Origin of the sequence: Advenella incenata, assembly GCF_004217095.1 — a bacterium.
In the GTDB taxonomy this organism is placed as follows: domain Bacteria; phylum Pseudomonadota; class Gammaproteobacteria; order Burkholderiales; family Burkholderiaceae_B; genus Advenella; species Advenella incenata.
On record NZ_SHKO01000001.1, the window covers coordinates 1,728,615 to 1,749,239 of the forward strand.

Genomic DNA, 20,625 nt, shown 5'->3' on the forward strand with positions numbered 1-20,625 from the left:
AATTTCATGTCGTAATGAACTGAAATATTGACAGACAAACCACCGATCATGAATACATCTTCACGCAACTCCACTTTATTGATCATGCGCGCCTTGCCGCTGGCGCTCTGCGCATCCACTGCCGCGGTGCATGCGCAAACCGTCTCTGCCCCTGCTGCTACCGAAGCAACCCGCCTGGCAGCGATCAGCGCAACCGACGAGAACGTATCAGTATCGGTGCCTACGCCTGAAACCTATGCCGGCGGCCAGGTCGCGACGGGCGGGCAGGCTGGCATTCTTGGCAATGCAGACAATATGAGCTCGCCGTATATCATCAACAGCTATACCTCGAAATTGATTGAAGATCAGCAGGCTCGGACACTAGGTGACGCAATCAAGAATGATCCTACGGTGCAGGTTGGCAACGGTTTTGGCAATTTTGCCGAAACCTTTGTGATACGGGGCTTTCCGCTGAACAATGATGATCTTGCCTTCAATGGGCTATATGGTATTTTGCCGCGTCAGGTACTGCCCACAGAAATGGTCGAGCGCGTGGAAATTTTCAAGGGGGCCAGTGCTTTTCTTAATGGTGCGGCTCCCGGCGGCAGCGGCCTGGGCGGTTTAATCAACATCCAGCCAAAGCGCGGCACCGATGAACCGCTGACTCGGCTCAACGTCGACTATACCGGACGGGGGCAAGTGGGCGGCGGTGTGGATATCGGCCGTCGCTGGGGTGATGCCGGCCAGTTCGGGATCCGGCTGAACGCCGCCCATCGCGATGGGCAAATGTCCACCAAAGATGCCGATGCCAGGACCTCTGTGCTCACGCTTGGGCTGGATTATCGTGGTGAGCGGTTACGCGCGTCTCTGGATGTGGGCTATCAGAATGTTCGCTTTGATCAGGCGCGCCCGACCATCACGCTGACCGGGGACGGCGTGCCTGATGCACCGTCCAACAGCGTCAATTATGCCCAGCGCTGGGCGTGGTCGAAATTGCAAAGCACCTATGCCGTTGCCCGGGCTGAATACGATCTGAGTGAGAACTGGATGGCCTACGCCGCCATCGGCACCAGTCGCGACAAAGAAGACGGCCTTTACTCAGGGGCCAAGGTGAACGGCGATGGCATCGGTGCACATAGTCCGTTGCGCACGCCCTATGAGCGCGATACCGTGACCGGCGAAGTGGGGTTGCGGGGACGGTTTGTGACCGGTTCTGTGGGGCACCAGGTGAATCTGGGTGTATCGGCCTTGCGTTCGAGTAATCACAGCGCCTATCAAATGTTCGCCAGTCAGGATAGGGATATCTTCAATCCGATAGACTCTCCGTATCCGGACCGGGTAACGTTATCGGGTGGCGATATCGATAACCCCAGTAAAGTGGATCGTTCCATCCTGCGCAGTATTGCCTTGTCCGATACGCTATCGTTCCTGGACGAACGTGTTCTGGTAACGCTGGGCATGCGCCATCAGAACCTGCGCTACACCGCCTATGATTACACGGGGGCGGCTTCGTCAGACTACGACAAATCGATTATTACGCCATTTGTCGGCATTGTCTTCAAGCCGCTGCACAACGTATCACTCTATGCCAATTACGTTGAGGGCCTGACGCGTGGCGAGACGGCGCCGCTTACAGCCAACAACCGTAACGAGGTATTCAAGCCTGCACGTACCAAGCAGATCGAGGCCGGCATCAAAGTTGATATGGGCGATTATGGCGCCAGCCTGGCTGCCTTTCAGCTTGAAAAGCCAGAGTTCTATCTGGACAGTGAGACCCAGATTTTTGGTGCGGCTGGTGAGCAGCGCAACCGGGGTGTCGAGCTTAGCGTTTATGGTCAGCCTGCAGAAGGGGTCAGGCTAGTTGGCGGTGTTACGTTCATGAATGCCCGCCTGCAGAAAACCCAGGATGGTATCAATGATGGTAATCATGCACCGGGTGTACCACGGTTGCAGGCGACCATGGGTGCTGAATGGGATCCTGCCTTTGCTCCCGGGCTGACTTTGCAAGGCTATGTCACCCATCGCAGCAAGCAGTACGTCAACAAGGATAACGAGGGTACCATTCCTGCATGGACGCGTGTGGATCTGGGTGCACGTTACACGACAAAACTGGCAGGAAAAGAAACGACCTTCCGTTTCGGGGTCGATAATGTGTTTAATAAACGGTACTGGGCAACCGTTGCGCCGCAGTATGGTCAGTTGACCGCCGGCAATGGCAGGACCGTAAAAGCATCGGTATCGCTGTCTTTCTAGGCTCGTTCTCGGACTGCTGGAGCCTGTTATGAAGCCGGCTGTGGCGCAAAGCGGATCATGAGTATTTCGTCGCTGTAGTCTTTCCCGTCCTTGAGCGAACGCGGTTCCCTGCCGTAAATCTCAAAGCCTGCGTGTTGATAAAGGGTCAGGGCCGGCAGATTATCCGCCGTCACTGTAAGGACGACTTGTTCGTAGTGCTGGTCGGCATGGGCAAGGAGCGCAGTCAGCAGGGCGTTGGCTACGCCCTGACCGCGCGCCCGGGGTGCAACGAAAACGCCCCAGATAAATCCCTTATGTTTTTCCCGAGCACCGGTATTGGCCGCCAGGCCAGCGGTGCCAACAATCGTGCCGTTCGCGCGCGCAGCCAGTACTGTATTGGTATGCAGCCTTTCCTGAAAAAACGACAGCGCCTTGGTGGATTCGGCCTCATAGGTTGAACCAAATGCCTGTGGCGCATTCCGTAGCGCGCCCAGCCGGAAATCGCGAAAAGCCGGGGCGTCGGTGGGTAATAGAGCGCAGATTGCGTAAGTATCCATATCTCAAATGTGAAAAGTTCGCGCTTCAAGGATCATACTTCAACTGTGATTTCATGTTTAGGCCAGAAAGCATCAGGGCACAATCGGAGCGGTTGTGGCGGCAAAGGGGGGGGCACCCATACAAAGTAAGCGCTCAATCATTGCCGGGACCGTGAACAATGTGGCCGTGCATGCAAGCCTTTAACCGCCAGCAGCCAATGAGGTCAGAGCGTATTGAGGGGGATTTTCAGGTAACGGACGCCATTGTGTTCAGGCTCAGGCAGCTTGCCGCCACGCACGTTCACCTGTATGGATGGCAATAGCAGTTTTGGTGTGGAAAGGGTCGCATCGCGCCGGGTGCGCATCGCCACAAATTCGGATTCGGATATGCCTTCATGCACATGGATATTCTGCTTGCGTTCCGCTTCAATGGTGGTTTCCCACGCAAATTCATCCCGGCCTGGCGCCTTGTAGTCATGGCACATAAATACCCGCGCTTGGCCCGGCAGGCGAAGCAGACGCTTAATCGAGCGATAAAGGGTACGCGCGTCACCACCTGGAAAATCACATCGAGCCGTCCCGTAATCCGGCATGAACAATGTATCGCCGGCAAATACGCAATCGCCGATGACGTATGCCAGGCAGGCCGGCGTGTGGCCCGGAACGTGCAGCACTGTGGCGGGCAGGCTGCCAATCTGGAAAGTATCACCGTCTTCGAACAGATGATCAAAGTCATCCGCGTTGCCGCGCTGTGCACCTTGTGTGTTGTATATCTTCGCAAAAGCGTTCTGGACCTGGCCAATGTGCTTGCCTATGGCCAATTGCCCACCCAACTGCGCCGCCAGAATCGGTGCTGCCGACAGATGGTCGGCGTGTGCATGCGTTTCCAGCAGCCATTGCACCTGCAATTGACGGGAGCGAATGTAATCGATGATCGGTTGCACTGACGCTGCTGAGGTTCTGCCCGAGGCGGCATCGTAATCGAGCACGCTGTCGATGACTGCGCAATGCGAGTCATTAGGCGCATGGACAACGTAGCTGATCGTGTTGGTCGCTTCGTCAAAAAAGCTCTCAACGACAGGGATACGCATGGGGTGTTGATGAGTGTCGGTTATTTGCTGCGATGCCTTCTGGCACGCCGGATCATGAGAGAGGTCAGACATAGTGGGCTCCGGATCACAGGGGAAAATATCTTAATTACTTAAAGTAATAAATATATATTTAAATATCATAACAAAATCCCGGGCAAACGTCATGCGGATGCGATGTTGTGTGAACGACAGGTAAAGTGGTGGGCGTAACAACAGGCCGTCTGGTGGCTGATGCCCTGGTGGATGAACGGATATGCGCCCGGGACAACGCCAGCGGAAACCGGGATTTCGACCAGTTACGCTACAGATACGCCAGGAGCGCGATTTGATATGCACTCGACATTTGGCGTTTGCAGGCGCGCCACGCCCACGCACTTAAGTAATGGGTTCAAGGCCGACGTGCAGTAGTGGCGGTGGGCCCCAGGCGGCCCCTAGGGTGTAGCGATGGCCGCAGCTGGCGGCGGGGTGTTGCCGGATGCTCGATCGGATAGGGCAGGTGGGGTATACCGTTGCATGCTCACGTGCCTGCCATGCCAGACATGGATGCTGCCGACTATCAGGAGTGTTGCCACAATTGGCATCAGAAAAGCACCGGCAGTCAAAGTGTGCATTTTTCCTGCGTGGTAACGCGCACCAGCGATAGATAGAATCAGCGTACTAACCAGCATGCCGCCAAGCACGTCTGAAAACCAGTGCGCACCTAGATAAATGCGCGAGGCAGCGATGAGCAACGCGAGCCCCATTGCACCGCAAACGGTGAGGATTCGGGCTGCCCGCCTTTGAATGCAGGGATAAATCAGAATGCACAGCAGACCATACAACACAATATTGGCTGTCGTATGACCACTGGGAAAAGAATAGGCACTCCAGCCGGAGTACATCATGTCCCCAGGCCGGGCGCGAACGATTGCTGCCTTAATGCCGGTATTAATAGCTGCGGCGCTGATGATGGTTAGCAGCCAGTAACCGGCCGTGCGCCAGGATTTGCGGAACAGCAGCCAGAGCGTAACAACGCCGGTGATGACAGTCACCATGAGTGTATCGCCCAACTGCGTTACCGTAATGAGTACATCGTCCAGCCACGGTGTGCGCAGCTGCTGCAGTTGCCGGTAAATAGCCTGGTCGGCGGCGAACAGTCGGCCGTCAACGCGGACATTGATCAGGATCAGGAGAAACAGAGCACATGCCAGTGCAGCAAGATAATAGGGCCAGTATGAGCGGGTTCGGATCATTGTATTCGGTGATATGCAATTAGCTTTTGGGGTGAGTAACAAACCGAGGCTTGTCGACATGAAGCGACTGAAGATAAAATCATACCTGTTTCAACCGCTTAACAGGTGCAGTATGCGTCATTCCAAATTCAAGTCTTTTTTGTTTGCAACATTGGGCGGCTTTGCGTTTGCCGGGCAGGTTTATGCTGCCGATGTCTATCCAGCCGATTTGGTAAAACAGGAACCGCAGATAGGCAGTGCATTTTCGGACCTGACAAAAACAATTGTCAGCAAGCACGCATGGGTGAAGGGCTTTGGAGTGACCACGCCCGTTGAAGACACAACGCTGAACAATGAATCTTATGTGCGGCTATCGGGTTGCAAACCGCATGATTGTCCATCAGAAAAATATGTGGTGCTTGTTTCCAAAAAGAATCACCAGGCCGTAGGCGCATTTTTAATAAACCGGCAAGCAGCCGCGGGCGCTTTATCCGAGAGCACTATCCAATGGCTTGGGCAACCCACGGATGAACAGGTGGCCGCGCTGGCTGTCGCCCTGTTTCCGGCGGCAGACCATTAAGTCACTTTGTCTGGCCACCAAAGTGGTTCTTGCAGTTGCGCAGCCAACCGGTGCAACTCAGGCAGGTCGCGCAACCTGCATCTCCCCATGTGGCAATACAGGCAGCGATACAGGCAACGGGGCATGCGACACTGCGCCAGTGTAACAATGGCAAGCTTGTTTTAGTCACCCTTGTCCGGTGCCAGCAATTGGACTGCCAGTGATTACGCTAGCATTAGAGTGGCCTTTCTATTAGATCGGGCTGTCCTTAATCCGGCTGATATTGGTGTTGCTATGAAGGCATGGCGTAAGACGGTAAGGGGCGTTTTCGGTGCCTGTCGCTCCCACCTGATTCGCCCAGATGCCATCGTGCACTTGCTGTTAATCGGCTCTTAATCCACTCAAAACCTGATACGCGATCGCCACCCGGTCTGCATTCGGATAGTTTTTATTGGCCAGGATCACAATACCAAGCTTGCGCGCGGGAACAAAAGCCACATAGGCGCCAAATCCATTAGTGGATCCCGTTTTGTTTATCCATACATCGTCACGCGGCGTCATGGGCGGTACCAGTGCTTTTACCGGCTGCGGCTTAAGGGCAAAATCGGCTGAATTGCCGTACAGCAAATACTCAAGTGTCACGGGGTATGGATATTGTTCCCAAATCAGATCCTGTGTCATTGCCGCGGTCTGGAAATATCCTGTATGAGTATTGACCACCGCTGTCTGCAAACGCTCATCCAGGGTTGTCATGTGCATATTGGCCCTCAGAAAATGCACCATATCCTTGCTGGTGGATTTAGCACCATAGGCCTCCGCCCACAGAATGGCTTTGCTCACACGCGCCGGCATATCCTCTTTGGTGTAACCCTGAGCGTAATGGGTCATCTTGTCCTCGGGAATATCGATATAGGTGTCATTCATTCCCAGGCCGTTATAAATCTGTTTTTCCATCAAGGGAATGAAATCCTGACCCATCGCCTTTGCGGTGATCAGCCCGAGCATGCCTATGCCCGGATTGGTATAGGTCCGCTGCGTCCCTTTTTCAAACGGCGGTTTCCATTGCTGCAGATAGGACATCAATTGCTTATTGTTGCTGATTTGTTCGGGTACCTGTAGTGGGAAGCCGCCGGGTGTATGGGTGCCCAATTGCATCAGGCTGACCGAACCAAATGCGGTTTTCTGCATTTGCGGCAGATGGGTCGATACCGTGTCGGTCAGCTTCAGATGTCCCATAGCCTGAGCATAGCTTGCCAGTGTCGCCGTGAAGGTTTTACTGATTGAGCCCAGTTCGAAAAGGGTGGACGATGTGACCGGGGTTGCAGTTTGCCTGGAGGCAACACCGTAGTTAAACAGATAGGTTTTCCCTTGCACAATCACGCCAACTGCCATGCCAGGAATGTTGTGTTTCTTCATCACAGCCATAACCGACGCGTCCACCTGTTGTTTTACAGTGGCCTGGTCTTGTGCGGCGTAGCCGGCCGTAGAGGTGATGACGCTTGTTATCAAAGTTAGCGCAGCTAGTAATGGGGGCAAAGGAGTGTTCATGGGCAAAAGAATAAAAGTAAATAAAAAAATAGGAGTGTCCCGTATTGTCGCTCGTTAGCTTATGACCGATAAGCCCGTATTCGTAACAATTTGCGAGAGGCGGCCACAGGCTGCGCGATTTGCGCTGGCGTGTGTGCGCGTGTCCGCCTAGCAATCCGTTGTGATCTGCCATGATATTTTGAAACGGATGTCAGCTTATTTCAAATCAAGGTATTTTCAGTCGTAGCCATGTAGACTCAGGGCTGTACGAATGTATATCACCTATCCATCGTACCCCTTGCCCTGGTCAGAAATGGCCAGGGTTTTTTTTCGCCATTCGTATGGATCAGACGGCAATAGTGTGTAAATCATTCAGTCTTAATTCGCTCCAGTATAGTAGCAGACCGACCACAGGGGGGGGGCGCAGGCAGGGTGATCTGCTGGCGGGCAAAACTGCTGCCAGCGGCAGCGCTTGATGCTGGCGTAAAAAACCCCATTGGTCTGCAGACCAATGGGGAAAGACCACACGATTAGGTTACCCGTTAAATAGTACGGTTAAGTTGGCGCGGTTAACTCGCCTCAATCAATCGCATGGTTCATTCACTATTAGTACTAGGCAGCGCGTACGGCTTTTTGAACTTCTGCATCAACCCAGTATGAGTAGGTGCGCAGTACAGTCAGCTCAAGGGTTGCCGCGCCCGTTGTGTTGATCAGGGCAGCAGGGATGACAGCGGCGCCGTTGGTCCAGCGCATGGCCGTACCCTTGACATCCTGAACCGCGTTCAGGCCAGTCAGCGCAGCATCTGTCAGGCTGATCTGTTGACGACCACTGGCCGTTGATACAGCGATTCCAGACAGGCCAACACCGATCTGACGCACGTCACGACGCGCCAGAGGTGTAACGTCACGAACAACAGCAGAACGAGACAGAACGCGTACATCACCCGCATTGGCCGGCAATTCGAAGCGATATACGCCTTCTTTGCCAAAGTCTGGAGTTGAGTGAATAATCTGGCCGTTCACTTCAATGCACAACGCAGCATCTGTGGTACGAACTGCACCGGTCAACGCTTGAGCGCGCGCCAGCAATTGCTTGCGAATGGCTTCGACAACAGGACCTTGCTGAACGACCTTGATGCCTTCTACTTCAGGGCGACCTTCGGCAGGACCGAAATCAGGATTCATGGCTACGTCAGCCGCGTTCTGGAACATGGAGCGGTTGCCGGTATCAACATATGACTCGGCAGGTACGCCTTCGGCCAGCATGATGTCAAACTGCTCGAGCTCAACGTGAAAGTATTCGAACACTTTGGTGTTGAACTGCTGAACAATGGTCTGACCGTTTACCAGCATCATGGCAGGCACCAGCGTGCCGTCAAATGACACATGGTGGCCTGGAGACAATGTCAGGTCGCGATGCGGCACGTTGTTGGCAATGGAATCTTTCTTGAACAGGATAGGGAAGGCGCGCACGGCGTCTTTGGCAGGAATACGGTTCTTGTACAGGGTGCGATGACCCAGCCATTTGACTGTGGCAACGCCGCCGGAAGCGGTCAGTACTTTATCGCCGGCTTTCAGTGTTTCAACCTGAACTTCGCCTTCTGGTGTCGCAATGTGTGTGCCTTTGAGGTAGCACGCATATACCATTGTGCCGCCTTCAAAAGTCACTTTCGACAAGTCCTGACCCTCGGCATTAAAACTGCCAACGACCCGACCGTTATCGTCGCGGAAAACCAGATTGCCGCCTTCGACCGCGCCTTGCGTTGCGCCATTTACCTGGATCTGGTCGCCAGCGGAAAGTCCGGCGATTTTGGGTGAGCTGGACAAATCAAGCTGCAGGCCACCCGGATTGTAGATCAGGGTGGATGTGCCATCGCTGCCCAAATCAAATGTGGTCGAATTTGCAGCGCCGGTGCCAATAGTAGGAGGTGAATATTCGAGTGTTGAACCTTCACCGAGATTGTAATTACTGGTTTGTCCTGCACTCAGGTCGAAAAATTCGGAGATCTTTACATGCGCATTTTCGCCCAGGTTCAACGTTGAAGTGCCGCCAATCGGGACCAGACGCGTCTGTGTCAGATCCAGAACGTCATCGGAATTTGTCGCGTTATTGATTGTCAGTGTGGTGTTGCCCGCCACGCTATCGACGGTCAGTTTTTGATCGTCAGGGTAGGAATTCTGATCAATCGTTTTGTTCGAAGAATTAAACAAACCGCCAAGTGTGATATTTGCCATGGTATTACTCATCCATATAAGTAAAAAGCGTTAATTTGAAAATCAGTGGCTTTAATAATCTTTACAATTGGCATGGAATTAATGTATTCAATTGTAATATTGCTTAAGGCATCGCTAGTCTAGCCAGCGCGGATGAGAGCTACAACGACACAATCATAAGAAATGTCATGGCGTAACATTCCTTGACGATGTTCCCATAGGGGTCGATATTTTTAAATGTATGTTATCCGCACATTGGGCGCTGATATTGCTTTTAAAGGAAAGAATAAATTTTTAAAAAATATATTTTTCATTCTGAATCTGAGGAATCTACCTTCTGGCCGGATGTGTAATATCGACGTAGCGACTTTTCCCAGTGAATGACCGAAGGGTCACCATAAGCGACCAATTGGAATTTAAATTGTTTGAAAATGTACCAAAGTCGGCTATTGGTCTGGGGCTTGGTTTCCCATGCAAAGATTTTTCCGTCCTTGTTCATGGTCAGAAATTTAGTCCATTGCGGGACGATGATGAGTGTGTCGTAGTACTTTACGATTTTGACCGATTGCGTTATCAGCATAGCTGGGTACTCACTGTCCTGGGCCGTTTTTGATTGTTGCGCGAGAAGGCCAGGATTTACATTGAAAGGCGTAATGTAACGCTTTGTGTGCAATTCGACTGTCAATAAGTGAAAAGCAGGATTGCCCTGACGCGTAAATTAACAGGGCAAAAAAAAAGTCTTTTTGGAGTAAAACGTAGAATATATTCATGGAAAAATTTGCTGTTCAAACGCCTAATGCAGCTGATTTTTTTCACTGTACCATCCTTATTGATGGCACCAATAGAGCTCGTCGTAAACCCGCACTGAGCGCAGCTATGCGCATGAAATCACGTTTTCATGTCACCACAAAGAGCAGTGATTATGATGAAGAATAATGCTAAAGTTCGCTTAAATTTAGATTGAATTTTTATAAAAAAAACCTCACACAATAATTGGCGAGGTTATTTTTGAAAATATCACTGGGTGCATTGTTAGAATTTCTTTGCCCAGAACGAACAGCGCTTATTTTTAAAATATTGTGGTCAGTTCGCGATTCGAATATTACACCTGTATCTAAAAATTTCAACATAACGTTTTCCCGAATGCCTGGCAACACGCTAAAGATGCATGCGGTCGTATTTGGCGCCCAGTGCAAGCGCAGGATAAGTATAAATGAAAGGAGGGAAGCGAAAAATGGTGGGTGGATATTTCCGATCCACGCTGTTACGGCTTTCGGTATTGATCTAGGCTCAAATTATCCATGCCTTAATGTATTCAACAGATGATTATCAACTTGTTAGCGTTATTTTGAGACTCGATATGATACGAATTAGCAACAACTTCGCATGGTATTTCGCAAACAACAAAATAGCCATTTCATGTTGATGTTCAATGTATCTGTTTTTCTATTGCAAATGCAAAAAATGAGAACAAAAAATTAAGGACCAAAAGTAACGCGTGGATTGTTATGTTTATGGATTAGCTACGCACATTATCTGGCGTTCTCGCGCCTTTGGTTTTACATGTAGTTGCAACCATATTGCTGCACAAGCATATGGAATTTCCACTATTTTTTTTGTAGCAACATTATTAATATTTTATATTAAGTTACAAATAGCAATATTATTTTTTAAAATATATTGCATATGTAAAAGAATACGCGCACACTCTGCATCGTAGTTCAATTAATAATTATTATGAAATATAAAAATTGAGACTTAACGGCAACAGCGTTCAGAATGAATTGTTTAAAGAATAAATATTTATAGTAAGTTGATATTAAACAATAAATTATATTGTGCGCTTTGCAGATCGATTATCTCGCGATCCAATATTTCCGATAATACAAGGACGCGCTGGTCTTATCAAACAGGTTTGCGTCTATAAAACAATTAAAACCAGGTAACTAATTAATTCTTATATATTACTAAAATTAATTATCGTAAATAAATATTTGTAACATAATTGGTTGTCTGGTCGCAGATTTCGGACCGGATAAATCGGCGGTCTCTATCAATCTTCAATACGCTTTCTGCGTGGATCAACAGAGAAATTGCTGCTTTATTTGACCTGAAAAACCGGGCATAAGGTCCGGGAATTTAATGCTATCAATCCTTCAAGGAGCAGCAAAATGAAAAAACTACTATTAATCTCTGCATCTGCTTTGGTAATGGCTTCAAGCGGCGTATACGCTGCAACTCTGACCGGTGGTTTCTATGGTGTGGGCGGCACGGCAGGCAGTACCGCCGGCGGCGGTTCCACTGCGACCGGTAGTCAGGGTTCAATTCTGGCAGGCGCAGCGACCAACTCGTCGGCAGCCCAGAACCAGACTATGTCAGGTGCACAGGTCACAGGCAGTTTTGGTGGTGTCACGACAATTACAGAAGGCAATTCGCTGTCAACACAAACCAATACCGGCGGTGCGCTGGGCCTGGCTGGCCAGACATCTAATGCGGGGGCAGGGGGCACATTCGGATCAGGAGCCACTGGTAATTTTGGCACCATTGGCGGTTTCCTTAGCTTCGTACCGTAATCTTTCTTGATTCGGCAATAACTCAAAGTAACCGGGTCTTGTTCAAATAAATGCCGACGCGTCGAATTTATTTAGCGGGTTGGAGTAGACATTGACCTGGTTACCCAACAGGAAATATGCCAGTTAAGGCCTCAACTCAAGGAGTTGAAAATGAAAAAACTATTATTGTTATCAGCGCTGGTAATTGCGTCGACAGCCGTGTCGGCGCAAACCATTACGATTGGCGCATTTGCCACCAGCGGTGGCGCTGGTAGTACAGCCAGTGGTGGCTCATCGGTAGCCGGCAGCCAGGGTTCGCTTGGCACTTCGTCCGCAGGCAATACATCTGCTGCATCCAATCAAACGGGGTCTGCTGCGCAGGTAGTGGGCGGGCCCGGCGGCGTTACAACGCAAACCGCCGGACAATCTCTTTCTTCCCAAACCAATTCCGGGTTCTCGCTCGGATTTGCAGGGCAGACATCCAATGCAACTGCCGGTGGGGTATTTACATCTGGAGCAGGCGGGAACTTTGGAACGATCGGTTCCTTCGTTCACTGGACACCATAAGGCGGGTGCAGACTGCACAAACACGTCATAAAAGAAACCATCTTCTCGGAGGGAGTGCGCTCTCTCCGTAAAGGAATTGCCATGAAAATGATACTTGTCGTTACCCTTGGGCTGCTGCTGTCACCCCCGGTGTTTGCCCAATCGGCGGGCGCAATCTCGGGTTCAAATTCGAACGCCAACAGCGGATCAAATTCCAACTCAAATCAGTCCGCCGATTCCGGTGCCGCTGCGGTCGTTGATCTGACCTTTGGCGGTTCCGAGCAAAGACGTACGCAGACGGTCCACACAACCCCAAATGTATATGCACCGCCCAGTATGTTTGGCGGCGTGAACAACTGCGGTCAGTCGAGCACATTTGGTATTGGTGCGACCGGCTTTGGTATCGGTGGTTCGCTGGCCGGTGAGTCCGAAGCGTGTAATGCGCGTGAAGATACCAGTATTGCGTACAAGCTGGGATACAAAGATGTGGCGGACATGCGTTTTTTCTGTTTCGGTGAAGACGTGAACCGCAAAGCCTATGAGTCTACAGGTCGAAGTTGCCCGAACTATGCAACTGCTAAGGGTCTGCCTGAGCGTCCGGTTGCCGCTGCTGATAACAGCGGGATCAATAACAGCCAACGTCAGCGTAATACCAACCGGGTGGTTGCTACGACTCCAGTCAGAAGTCCGGAAGTGTATGTGGATAGGCCAAGAGTGCAACCCCAGGCTGCGCAGGATCTTCGTGCATTTTACGGCTCGAATTGACCGTGCCGCTTTGGTACTGCCAAAAGAATTGTCGAACCAACTGCTAGTGAGGCTGAAATATGTTCGTTATCCCAAGGCCAGGTTGCTTTGATCTGTGGGTTGGGCAGCCAGGGGAAAAACCAAGGCGCCGTCGCCATTGATAATGGCACATGACGGCGCCCTGTAGACTACCGGGCGGGCACTTTTTTATTTTGGGGATCGGGAGTTGCCACGGCATGTAAAGACCCAGTGAAAAACTGCTCATGTGATAACAGGATAATCACAAATGAGTATGATGATGGAAGACGAAATCAAACGCTGGACAGCCAAGCGTAAAAGTGCGCTGGTGCTGGACATTATTCAAGGTAAATCGACGGTTTCTGAAGCCTGTCGCACTTATAACCTGCCTGCATCCGAGGTGGAGAACTGGGTCGTTGATGGCAAACGTGGGATGGAAAATGCCTTGCGGGCAAACCCGCTGGACATCAAAGAGCAGTATGAGCGTCAGCTCAAGCAGTTACAGGAAGCGTACGGAGAGGCGATGCTGGAGCTGCGTGCACAAAAAAAGCTGCAACCTCTGCTGGATGAGGACGGCAAATGATTGAGTAGAGCTGCCAGGAATTGAATGGGGATGGGTATGTCGTTTCAATTGCCAGGCTGCGCCATAGGAATGGCTTAGGGTGCCAGGGTATACGTATTTGCTCTAGCTGTTGGAGTTAAGCTGAACTCCCTGAGTTATTATTATTTACTTTGCTATCAATTTCTCTTGTGCTTTTGATGCCGATCGTTTCCACCAGCCGATCGTCGTCTTAAAAGAATATCACCGTGTCGTGTCAATGTCTGCATTGGCCGGTAGAGAGCATTCTGCCAGATTACGATTCATGAATTGCCCTGCATGCTGATCCTGCATATTGTGCACGTAAACACCCTTGCTGATACTCCATACGGTATCTCCTGATCTGATTTGCCGCAGTCTCGGCGGTTAGGGCTTTTCAGAAAGATCCAGAAAACTAATCATAATTTGGCGCAAAATCCCTAAAGCGTCAGGCAAGTATACGTCTCGTAACAGACTGCCGGTTCCTGTCACGCATGTATCCGGCACGCGCACAAGTTGCATGTAGAATAACAGTGTGAGCTTGCCGGGCTGGACGGCACAGGGCGTGGACGGTAAAGGGCGGGCTCATCGCAATTGAACTACATAAAAATTTAATGATAAAGGAGTTGCCATGGACCATCTATTTGCAAAATTTGCGACAGTCATTTCGCATGCAACGGGCAATCCGATCACATTCATTATTTGTGTGGCTGCAGTCCTGCTCTGGGCCATTTCTGGTCCCTACTTTGGTTTTTCAGAGACATGGCAATTAGTGATTAATACCGGCACAACGATTATCACGTTTCTGATGGTTTTCCTTATTCAGAATACTCAGAACCGCGACAGCGCTGCTCTGCAAACCAAGCTGGATGAAATCATTCGTTCCTCGGATGCGCAAGACCAGTTTATGGGTATTGAAACCATGACCGACAAGGAACTTGAGGAGTTGCACGAAAAATGCGAGCGCCAGGCCAAGCACTCGCAGATGATGCTTGAAAAAACTCATGCGGAGCGACGCACACGCAAGAGCCGAAAGACCTAGCGGCGTGCCGCCGGTCATGTCGTTGGCACCACCGGTGCAGTGGACATGGCTTAAACCAAGCAAAAACACGGAAACTATTGATTATTTTCTGGTGGTCAAAAATCCAACGACTGCTCACATACAGATTGACCGTGCGGGCGCCGGCAGTTCAGGTATTGTGCATATATTGAAATCGGCGCCTGGCATCCATCAATTGCTGCTGTAATCGGCTAACAATACAGGCCACGGACTCGACCGAGCGCGCAAAACCCACTGCCGGCCCCATTGACAGCATGCCTTCTTCGTGGTCTCCCCGTTCGTACGCCAGCGCTCTTGTGCGCGCACCACTGATTAATTCCCCGAATTCAGCATACTCACGTGCTCCGGCCTGTTCCTTGGCTGCGACCTTACGGGCATTGTTATTGTTAATGACTCGCCAGGTGTCGCCCAAGGACCCAAGAACCGTACAAGTGCCGTGCTGGTCGGTGGCGGCCACACGTTGCTTATATGCGTGGTGTGCCGGTGTTTCGTGCGCGAGCGTGAAAATACTGCCCATGACTACAGCATCGGCGCCCAAGGCAAGTGCAGCTGCAATTTGCCGTCCGTGGCCAATACCCCCGCCCAAGGCTAGTGGAACGTGCAATTGCTCAAGTGCATATGCACCGTTTAAAAATGTTGGCAACTGATTGCTGCCGGGATGGCCGCCTTCCTCCATGCCAACCAGGGTTACTGCGTCTACACCGAGATTCTGCGCGGCAACAGCGTGGCGTACATGAGCGCATTTATGAATCACGATTGAATTGGTTTGTCGCAATTGCGGCAATAACGATGTTGGCGGTAGCCCCGCCGTTTCGAAAATGCGCACGCCTTCTTCAATAGCGATGCTTAAACGTTCAAGCACAATGTCATTGTTCTGCATGCGGCGCGATAGCGTCAGATTGACGCCGAAGGACATGCCGCCAGTCAGACGACGGCATGTCTGCAGTTCCTGCCGGAATTGCGCATTGGAATTTGAACTGCGCGCCGTGATGAAACCCATGCCGCCTGCTCTGACCATTGCGGCGACCAGATTTGCATCAGAAAGCCACATCATGCCACCCAGAAGCAAGGGCCACCGGATCCCGAGCAATGAGGTCATGCGTGTCGGGTATTGATCCGGAATAGGCGCACTGCAATGAGAAATGCCCGTATCTATTGCGCTATCAGCTTCTGCGTCCATGTTCATATATCTTTTCCCAATAGCAGGACAGGGTGCAACTCACGGGCCAGTTGGCTGATCAGAGGGCCGACTTCTTCAAGCATGAGTGGGGTGGGCAGCAGGGAACTGGGTCCGCCGCAACTGACCACAAGTCGTTCGCCATCGGGAAGTTTGATCCCCGAAGCTACGGTATTGATCTGGTACTTGGGCCGCTCGTGAAAGACAAAGCCTCGCTCAGGATAGCGCGCCAGCGCCTGTTTCATTGTCTTGAGTTCGGCGGTATCTGCCAACTTGCCACTACTTTGGGCTTCTGCCAGCAGTTGGTCGCGCAGCTCAGGAGTGCAGTTTGCCAGATATGCCCAGCCAATCGCGCTGTGAAACAGCGGGATCCGCGAGCCTACACGCAGATTCATCAACAACGGTGAATTACCCTGGCAGCGCAGCAGATAGACAATACTACTGCCCTCCCGTCGGCCGAGAGCAACGGCCACCTGATAGCGGTCGGCAATCGCCTGCAGCATGGGGCGCACGACCTCCAGGGCATCCTGGCCTGCCAACGCTGCTGCCCCTAACGCAATTGCCGCTGTTCCCAATTGCAATTTGTCCTTGCCGGGGACGTTTGCCAGAAAGCCGGATTTCTGCAACGTATAGCAGAGTCGCCATACGGTGGGCTGCGCTAATCCGGTCATTTGGGCGATGTCTGTTGTCCCCAGCATCCTTTGTTCAGCATCAAAGCATTGCAATATTTCCAGGCCTCGTGCCAGCGCAGTGACGAACTGCCTGTCCGTTGTGTCGGATGTCATCGCGTTTTCATCGTCTTTTGGATTGGGGCGTCTTGACATAAATATCCTCTTTCATTATGATAATTCAAATAGCAAATTAACAATTCGCACTGCAAATTATAATGGAAATCAAGGAAGACATCAACACCCGCTCTGCGGTTCGGCAAATCAGCGGGGCCGTTTCGTGGCCGGGCAGCTGTTATTGGGGACCGTCTGCGGTGGGGCAGATAATGGAGGCTGCCGGATCCAGGCTGTGCCGTCCGCTTGTCATTACAGACCCCGGTGCATGGCGTGCCAGCTGCGGTGTTGTGCAAGCGGCGCTTGCCGCAAGGTCGATTCAGGACTGGGCGGTATTCGACGGGGTGGTGGCCAACCCCTCACTGGCTGAGGTGCGGGAAGCGTTGCAGATGGCGCGACATGCCGGTTGTGTCAGTATTATCGCCGTGGGTGGAGGCAGCGTTATTGACGTGGCCAAAGTCGTGTTCGGATGTCTTTGCAGCGGCCTGGAACCGGAAGAGTTGGCCGAACCTCACGGCCAGGTATGGCTTGATGGCCCTGTCCGGCCTGATGCGCCGTTATTGCTTGCCATTCCCACCACATCGGGCACGGGTAGCGAGAGCAGCTCAGCGGCGCTGATTCAGGGCGATGACGGGCGCAAGCATTTGTACCGTTCTTTGCGAACCCGTCCCGCGTTGGTCGCGTTGCAACCTGACCTTACTTTAAACCTGCCAATACGTCCGACTGCGCAAGGCGGATTTGACGCATTGCTGCATGCACTGGGAGCGTTGGTCAATACCGATTGCAACCCGATTGGTAAAGCCATCGCCTTGCAGGCCCTGCGTGCCTGTATGCAAGCGCTGCCGTTGGTGCTCGGCGAACCGGACAATCTGGCTGCCCGTACCCAGATGCAGATGGGGGCATATCTTGCGGGTGTAGCAATCGGTATCAGCAAAGTAGACGCCGTGCATGCCATGTGTACACCACTGGAGTCGGTCGTAGACATGACGCACGCTGAAGTGCTAGCCCCTGTCTTTGCCATTGTGTCGCGTTACACCATACAGACGCACGCCAGCGTTTATGCCAATACTGCCAGACATTTGAATATCGCCACTACGGGTGATGATCATCGGGATGCTATGACGCTGATCGAGCGAGTCGAAACGTTGGCAAGGCAGGCAAATATTGCACTGTATTTCACTCATTTTCAATTGACCGAACAGCAAGCCGGTCAACTGGCGACCCAGGCTCTGCAAAGTGCTTCCATGCCGCTTAACCCGCGCAGTCTCACGCACGAAGAAATCAGCTCACTGTACCTGCAAATGGTCAATTAAGGATCCAGTCATGAATGTTATTGATTCCAAACCATACGAAATGCTCATCGACGGGCGCTGGCAAGCCGGCCGGGAGGGCTTGGTCTTTGACACACTCAATCCATCCACGGCAAAACTCCTTGCCCAGGTACATCAGGCGGACGCGGCTGACGTGGATGCTGCCGTACAGGCAGCCCACAGCGCATTCGAAAATGGCTGGGGCAGGACCACACCGGCCGAACGTGGCCGACTGCTAAGACGCCTGGCGGTGCTTTTTGAGCGTGATCGGGAAAAGCTCGCGTGGATAGAGACACTGAATGTTGGCAAGCCCATTACGCATTCGCTCGAATCGCTCAAGACCATGCCGTCTTCGTTGGAATATTTTGCGGGCATGATTCCTGCCGTGCGAGGGGAAACGATTGCCGTGGGAAACAGTGATGTTCTCAATTACACCATTCGGGAGCCGTTGGGTGTTTGTGCACTGATTATGCCGTGGAACTACCCCATGACGCTGACGATCAACAAACTGGGGCCTGCGCTGGCGGCTGGCAATACCATCGTGCTCAAACCGTCCGAGGTCACGCCGCTGTCGACGCTGGCGCTGGCACGGCTGTTCGAGGAGGCCGGCTTTCCCCCTGGCGTTGTCAATGTGGTCAATGGCCCGGGCGCCACGGTAGGCGAGCAATTGGTCACGCATCCGCTCGTGTCCAGGGTGTCTTTCACGGGCGGATCCGTAACCGGTGCCCGCATTCTTGCTTCCACCGCCAACGACTTGAAGCGGGTCACGCTGGAACTGGGCGGCAAGTCGCCGCTCATTGTGTTTGACGATGCCGCGCTGGACAAGGCCGTCGCTGTTGCAGCGGGAGACATAATCAAGAATTCCGGGCAGGTATGTATTGCCTGCACACGCATTCTTGTGCAGGAAACGATACTTGATGATTTTCTTGAACGCCTGCAACGGCGCTTGCGGGCGGTGCGGGTTGGCACGCCTGAAGCTACCGATACTGACATGGGACCGCTGGTCAGTGCGGAGCAAAAGCAGCGTGTCGAACATTACATTCGGCTTGCGACAGAAGAGGGGGCCAAGCCTGTTTCTTTCGGTGACGTTGTTCTGGACGACAACACGGCACCCGGCTTTTTTATGCCGCCCACATTGCTGCTGCGTTCTAGCGCGCAAATGCAATCGGCACAGGATGAAATCTTCGGGCCGGTGCAATCGGTCATCAGTTTCAAGGACGAAGATGACGCCTTGGGCATTGCCAATCACTCCCGCTATGGGCTGGCTGCTGTGGTCTTCACGCGGGATGGTGGACTCGCCTTGAGAATGGCCAGGGGCCTGCAATCGGGAAGTGTTGCCATTAATACTGGCGTGCGCACGTCTTTCGATGCGCCCTTTGGCGGCTACAAGCTTTCTGGCATCGGCAAGGAGCGAGGTTTAGAAGCCATTTATGAAAACACGCAGTTAAAGAACATCAAATATGACATGAGTGTCTGAACAGTTAAGAGTCCAAGGAGGAAGTGATGAAAATTTTTATGAAAGCGGTATTAGGCGTGGCAGCATGCTCGCTGGCACCCAGCGCGATGGCAGAGTGGCCTGAAAGGCCCGTTCGCATGGTCATCGGGTTTGCTCCGGGAGGTGCATCGGATATTGCATTTAAAATGGTGCAGGATGTGCTGGCAGAAAAGCTGGGTCAGCCTGTGGTGCCCGATTATAAGGCAGGTGCCAACGGTAATATCGCCAACAACGCAGTCGCTGCAGCTGCGCCCGATGGATACACCGCCCTCTGGGCCAATGTCGGCCCGCTTGCAGTCAATACCTATTTGTACAAGAACGTCAAAACCGATCCGGGCGACGTTTTTGCGCCAGTAACACAATTGACAGACTCGCCGCTGATTGTTGTGGTTCCCAAAAATTCCCCTTATAAGACCATGCCCGATTTGATTGCCGGTATCAGGAAGGAACAGGAAAAGCTGACATTCGGCTCGGCCGGCCAGGGCAGTTCCATGCATATCGCAGGAACATCATTAGCGCTTGCGTTGAATGCGAAACTGACCCATGTTCCGTACAAAGGTAGTGCACCTGCACTTCAGGATTTGATCGCCGGCCGGCTGACGTTCATGGTCGACAGCCGTTCAACCACCGCACCCTTTATCGAGAATGGGTCCTTGCGCGCACTGGCCATCAGCAGCAGCAAGCGTGCGCCGGATGTACCTGATATACCGACCGTGGCAGAGTCCGGCGTACCCGGTTTTAACGTGACAACGTGGCAAGCCGTAGTGATGCCCAAAGGCACGCCACAGCCCATTATCGACAAATTTTCCAAGGCACTGCGTGAGGCGCTGCAAACCCCCGTGGTGCGCGAGCGGTTTGCCCGCGTGTATACGCCGTTAGTCGGCAGTACGCCGCAGGAATTCGGCCGATTCTGGGCCAGCGAACGGGCCGAGGCTAAAGCGCTTGTTGAAAAAGCCAAGCTTCAAATTGAATGAGAGTGATATGACCGAAATTGAAATCAGACTTTGGATGGGAA

Annotated in this window: 19 protein-coding genes; 11 read left to right on the plus strand and 8 right to left on the minus strand. The window is 52.2% G+C overall.

What is annotated here, in order from left to right; all coding sequences use genetic code 11:
- Positions 1–48: 48 nt before the first annotated feature.
- Positions 49–2,232 carry a TonB-dependent receptor gene (locus EV681_RS07830; protein ID WP_130303663.1) on the plus strand — a complete coding sequence of 728 codons (2,184 nt, stop codon included), beginning with the start codon at positions 49–51 and terminating at the stop codon, positions 2,230–2,232.
- A 26-nt stretch (positions 2,233–2,258) separates the two neighbouring features.
- Here the strand turns inward: EV681_RS07830 and EV681_RS07835 are convergent, their stop codons facing one another.
- The 3 genes from EV681_RS07835 to EV681_RS07845 form a co-directional block, all read right to left on the minus strand.
- The gene (locus tag EV681_RS07835; RefSeq protein ID WP_130303664.1) at positions 2,259–2,768 is read right to left on the minus strand and encodes a GNAT family N-acetyltransferase; all 510 of its coding nucleotides are present in this window, start codon (positions 2,766–2,768) and stop codon (positions 2,259–2,261) included.
- A 203-nt stretch (positions 2,769–2,971) separates the two neighbouring features.
- Entirely contained in the window at positions 2,972–3,910 is a 939-nt protein-coding gene (locus tag EV681_RS07840; RefSeq protein ID WP_128395493.1) for an MBL fold metallo-hydrolase, read from the minus strand.
- Between the two features lie 359 nt (positions 3,911–4,269).
- The gene (locus EV681_RS07845) at positions 4,270–5,070 is read right to left on the minus strand and encodes a phosphatase PAP2 family protein (protein ID WP_165392972.1); all 801 of its coding nucleotides are present in this window, start codon (positions 5,068–5,070) and stop codon (positions 4,270–4,272) included.
- 112 nt (positions 5,071–5,182) lie between these two features.
- Here EV681_RS07845 and EV681_RS07850 point away from each other — a divergent pair, with 112 nt between their 5' ends.
- Entirely contained in the window at positions 5,183–5,629 is a 447-nt protein-coding gene (locus tag EV681_RS07850; protein ID WP_165392973.1) for an Ivy family c-type lysozyme inhibitor, read from the plus strand.
- A 360-nt stretch (positions 5,630–5,989) separates the two neighbouring features.
- Here EV681_RS07850 and ampC read toward each other — a convergent pair whose 3' ends face one another.
- The 3 genes from ampC to EV681_RS07865 form a co-directional block, all read right to left on the minus strand.
- On the minus strand, positions 5,990–7,156 hold the full coding sequence (ampC, locus tag EV681_RS07855) for a class C beta-lactamase (protein ID WP_130303665.1): 1,167 nt from the start codon (positions 7,154–7,156) through the stop codon (positions 5,990–5,992).
- Between the two features lie 591 nt (positions 7,157–7,747).
- Positions 7,748–9,370, minus strand: a complete 1,623-nt coding sequence (locus EV681_RS07860; protein WP_130303666.1) for a Hint domain-containing protein — start codon at positions 9,368–9,370, stop codon at positions 7,748–7,750.
- Positions 9,371–9,659: 289 nt separating this feature from the next.
- The gene (locus EV681_RS07865; protein WP_128395498.1) at positions 9,660–9,929 is read right to left on the minus strand and encodes a hypothetical protein; all 270 of its coding nucleotides are present in this window, start codon (positions 9,927–9,929) and stop codon (positions 9,660–9,662) included.
- Positions 9,930–10,117: 188 nt separating this feature from the next.
- Here EV681_RS07865 and EV681_RS22510 point away from each other — a divergent pair, with 188 nt between their 5' ends.
- The 6 genes from EV681_RS22510 (at position 10,118) to EV681_RS07890 (ending at position 14,828) form a co-directional block, all read left to right on the plus strand.
- Positions 10,118–10,285: a hypothetical protein gene (locus EV681_RS22510; protein WP_165392974.1), complete on the plus strand. Its 168-nt coding sequence runs from the start codon at positions 10,118–10,120 to the stop codon at positions 10,283–10,285.
- A gap of 1,235 nt (positions 10,286–11,520) precedes the next feature.
- A complete protein-coding gene (locus EV681_RS07870) occupies positions 11,521–11,922 on the plus strand; it encodes a hypothetical protein (RefSeq protein ID WP_128395499.1) in 402 nt (133 codons plus the stop codon).
- A gap of 150 nt (positions 11,923–12,072) precedes the next feature.
- Positions 12,073–12,468 carry a hypothetical protein gene (locus tag EV681_RS07875; protein WP_128395500.1) on the plus strand — a complete coding sequence of 132 codons (396 nt, stop codon included), beginning with the start codon at positions 12,073–12,075 and terminating at the stop codon, positions 12,466–12,468.
- Positions 12,469–12,549: 81 nt separating this feature from the next.
- On the plus strand, positions 12,550–13,212 hold the full coding sequence (locus tag EV681_RS07880; RefSeq protein WP_128395501.1) for a hypothetical protein: 663 nt from the start codon (positions 12,550–12,552) through the stop codon (positions 13,210–13,212).
- A gap of 265 nt (positions 13,213–13,477) precedes the next feature.
- Positions 13,478–13,792 carry a DUF1153 domain-containing protein gene (locus EV681_RS07885; RefSeq protein ID WP_128395502.1) on the plus strand — a complete coding sequence of 105 codons (315 nt, stop codon included), beginning with the start codon at positions 13,478–13,480 and terminating at the stop codon, positions 13,790–13,792.
- Between the two features lie 625 nt (positions 13,793–14,417).
- Positions 14,418–14,828, plus strand: coding sequence for a low affinity iron permease family protein (locus tag EV681_RS07890; RefSeq protein ID WP_128395503.1), 411 nt, complete (start codon positions 14,418–14,420; stop codon positions 14,826–14,828).
- 148 nt (positions 14,829–14,976) lie between these two features.
- Here EV681_RS07890 and EV681_RS07895 read toward each other — a convergent pair whose 3' ends face one another.
- Both EV681_RS07895 and EV681_RS07900 read right to left on the minus strand, forming a co-directional pair.
- The gene (locus EV681_RS07895) at positions 14,977–16,032 is read right to left on the minus strand and encodes an NAD(P)H-dependent flavin oxidoreductase (RefSeq protein ID WP_242612167.1); all 1,056 of its coding nucleotides are present in this window, start codon (positions 16,030–16,032) and stop codon (positions 14,977–14,979) included.
- Positions 16,029–16,847 (minus strand): IclR family transcriptional regulator, encoded by an 819-nt coding sequence (locus tag EV681_RS07900; RefSeq protein WP_128395504.1) that lies wholly within the window; start codon positions 16,845–16,847, stop codon positions 16,029–16,031. Before EV681_RS07900 ends, EV681_RS07895 begins: the two co-directional genes overlap by 4 nt.
- A gap of 62 nt (positions 16,848–16,909) precedes the next feature.
- Here EV681_RS07900 and EV681_RS07905 point away from each other — a divergent pair, with 62 nt between their 5' ends.
- From EV681_RS07905 to EV681_RS07915, 3 genes are read left to right on the plus strand one after another with little or no spacing between them, the layout of a single operon-like run.
- Positions 16,910–18,118 (plus strand): iron-containing alcohol dehydrogenase family protein, encoded by a 1,209-nt coding sequence (locus EV681_RS07905; protein ID WP_130303667.1) that lies wholly within the window; start codon positions 16,910–16,912, stop codon positions 18,116–18,118.
- Between the two features lie 10 nt (positions 18,119–18,128).
- Positions 18,129–19,592: an aldehyde dehydrogenase family protein gene (locus tag EV681_RS07910; RefSeq protein WP_130303668.1), complete on the plus strand. Its 1,464-nt coding sequence runs from the start codon at positions 18,129–18,131 to the stop codon at positions 19,590–19,592.
- A 26-nt stretch (positions 19,593–19,618) separates the two neighbouring features.
- Complete coding sequence (locus EV681_RS07915) at positions 19,619–20,584, plus strand: Bug family tripartite tricarboxylate transporter substrate binding protein (RefSeq protein WP_130303669.1); 966 nt, start codon at positions 19,619–19,621, stop codon at positions 20,582–20,584.
- Positions 20,585–20,625: the final 41 nt, after the last annotated feature.

Coding starts and splice junctions, on each gene's coding strand:
- EV681_RS07830 (WP_130303663.1), top strand. CDS start 49: ATGAATACATCTTCACGCAACTCCACTTTATTGATCATGCGCGCCTTG.
- EV681_RS07835 (WP_130303664.1), bottom strand. CDS start 2,768: ATGGATACTTACGCAATCTGCGCTCTATTACCCACCGACGCCCCGGCT.
- EV681_RS07840 (WP_128395493.1), bottom strand. CDS start 3,910: ATGTCTGACCTCTCTCATGATCCGGCGTGCCAGAAGGCATCGCAGCAA.
- EV681_RS07845 (WP_165392972.1), bottom strand. CDS start 5,070: ATGATCCGAACCCGCTCATACTGGCCCTATTATCTTGCTGCACTGGCA.
- EV681_RS07850 (WP_165392973.1), top strand. CDS start 5,183: ATGCGTCATTCCAAATTCAAGTCTTTTTTGTTTGCAACATTGGGCGGC.
- ampC (WP_130303665.1), bottom strand. CDS start 7,156: ATGAACACTCCTTTGCCCCCATTACTAGCTGCGCTAACTTTGATAACA.
- EV681_RS07860 (WP_130303666.1), bottom strand. CDS start 9,370: ATGGCAAATATCACACTTGGCGGTTTGTTTAATTCTTCGAACAAAACG.
- EV681_RS07865 (WP_128395498.1), bottom strand. CDS start 9,929: ATGCTGATAACGCAATCGGTCAAAATCGTAAAGTACTACGACACACTC.
- EV681_RS22510 (WP_165392974.1), top strand. CDS start 10,118: ATGGAAAAATTTGCTGTTCAAACGCCTAATGCAGCTGATTTTTTTCAC.
- EV681_RS07870 (WP_128395499.1), top strand. CDS start 11,521: ATGAAAAAACTACTATTAATCTCTGCATCTGCTTTGGTAATGGCTTCA.
- EV681_RS07875 (WP_128395500.1), top strand. CDS start 12,073: ATGAAAAAACTATTATTGTTATCAGCGCTGGTAATTGCGTCGACAGCC.
- EV681_RS07880 (WP_128395501.1), top strand. CDS start 12,550: ATGAAAATGATACTTGTCGTTACCCTTGGGCTGCTGCTGTCACCCCCG.
- EV681_RS07885 (WP_128395502.1), top strand. CDS start 13,478: ATGAGTATGATGATGGAAGACGAAATCAAACGCTGGACAGCCAAGCGT.
- EV681_RS07890 (WP_128395503.1), top strand. CDS start 14,418: ATGGACCATCTATTTGCAAAATTTGCGACAGTCATTTCGCATGCAACG.
- EV681_RS07895 (WP_242612167.1), bottom strand. CDS start 16,032: ATGAACATGGACGCAGAAGCTGATAGCGCAATAGATACGGGCATTTCT.
- EV681_RS07900 (WP_128395504.1), bottom strand. CDS start 16,847: ATGTCAAGACGCCCCAATCCAAAAGACGATGAAAACGCGATGACATCC.
- EV681_RS07905 (WP_130303667.1), top strand. CDS start 16,910: ATGGAAATCAAGGAAGACATCAACACCCGCTCTGCGGTTCGGCAAATC.
- EV681_RS07910 (WP_130303668.1), top strand. CDS start 18,129: ATGAATGTTATTGATTCCAAACCATACGAAATGCTCATCGACGGGCGC.
- EV681_RS07915 (WP_130303669.1), top strand. CDS start 19,619: ATGAAAATTTTTATGAAAGCGGTATTAGGCGTGGCAGCATGCTCGCTG.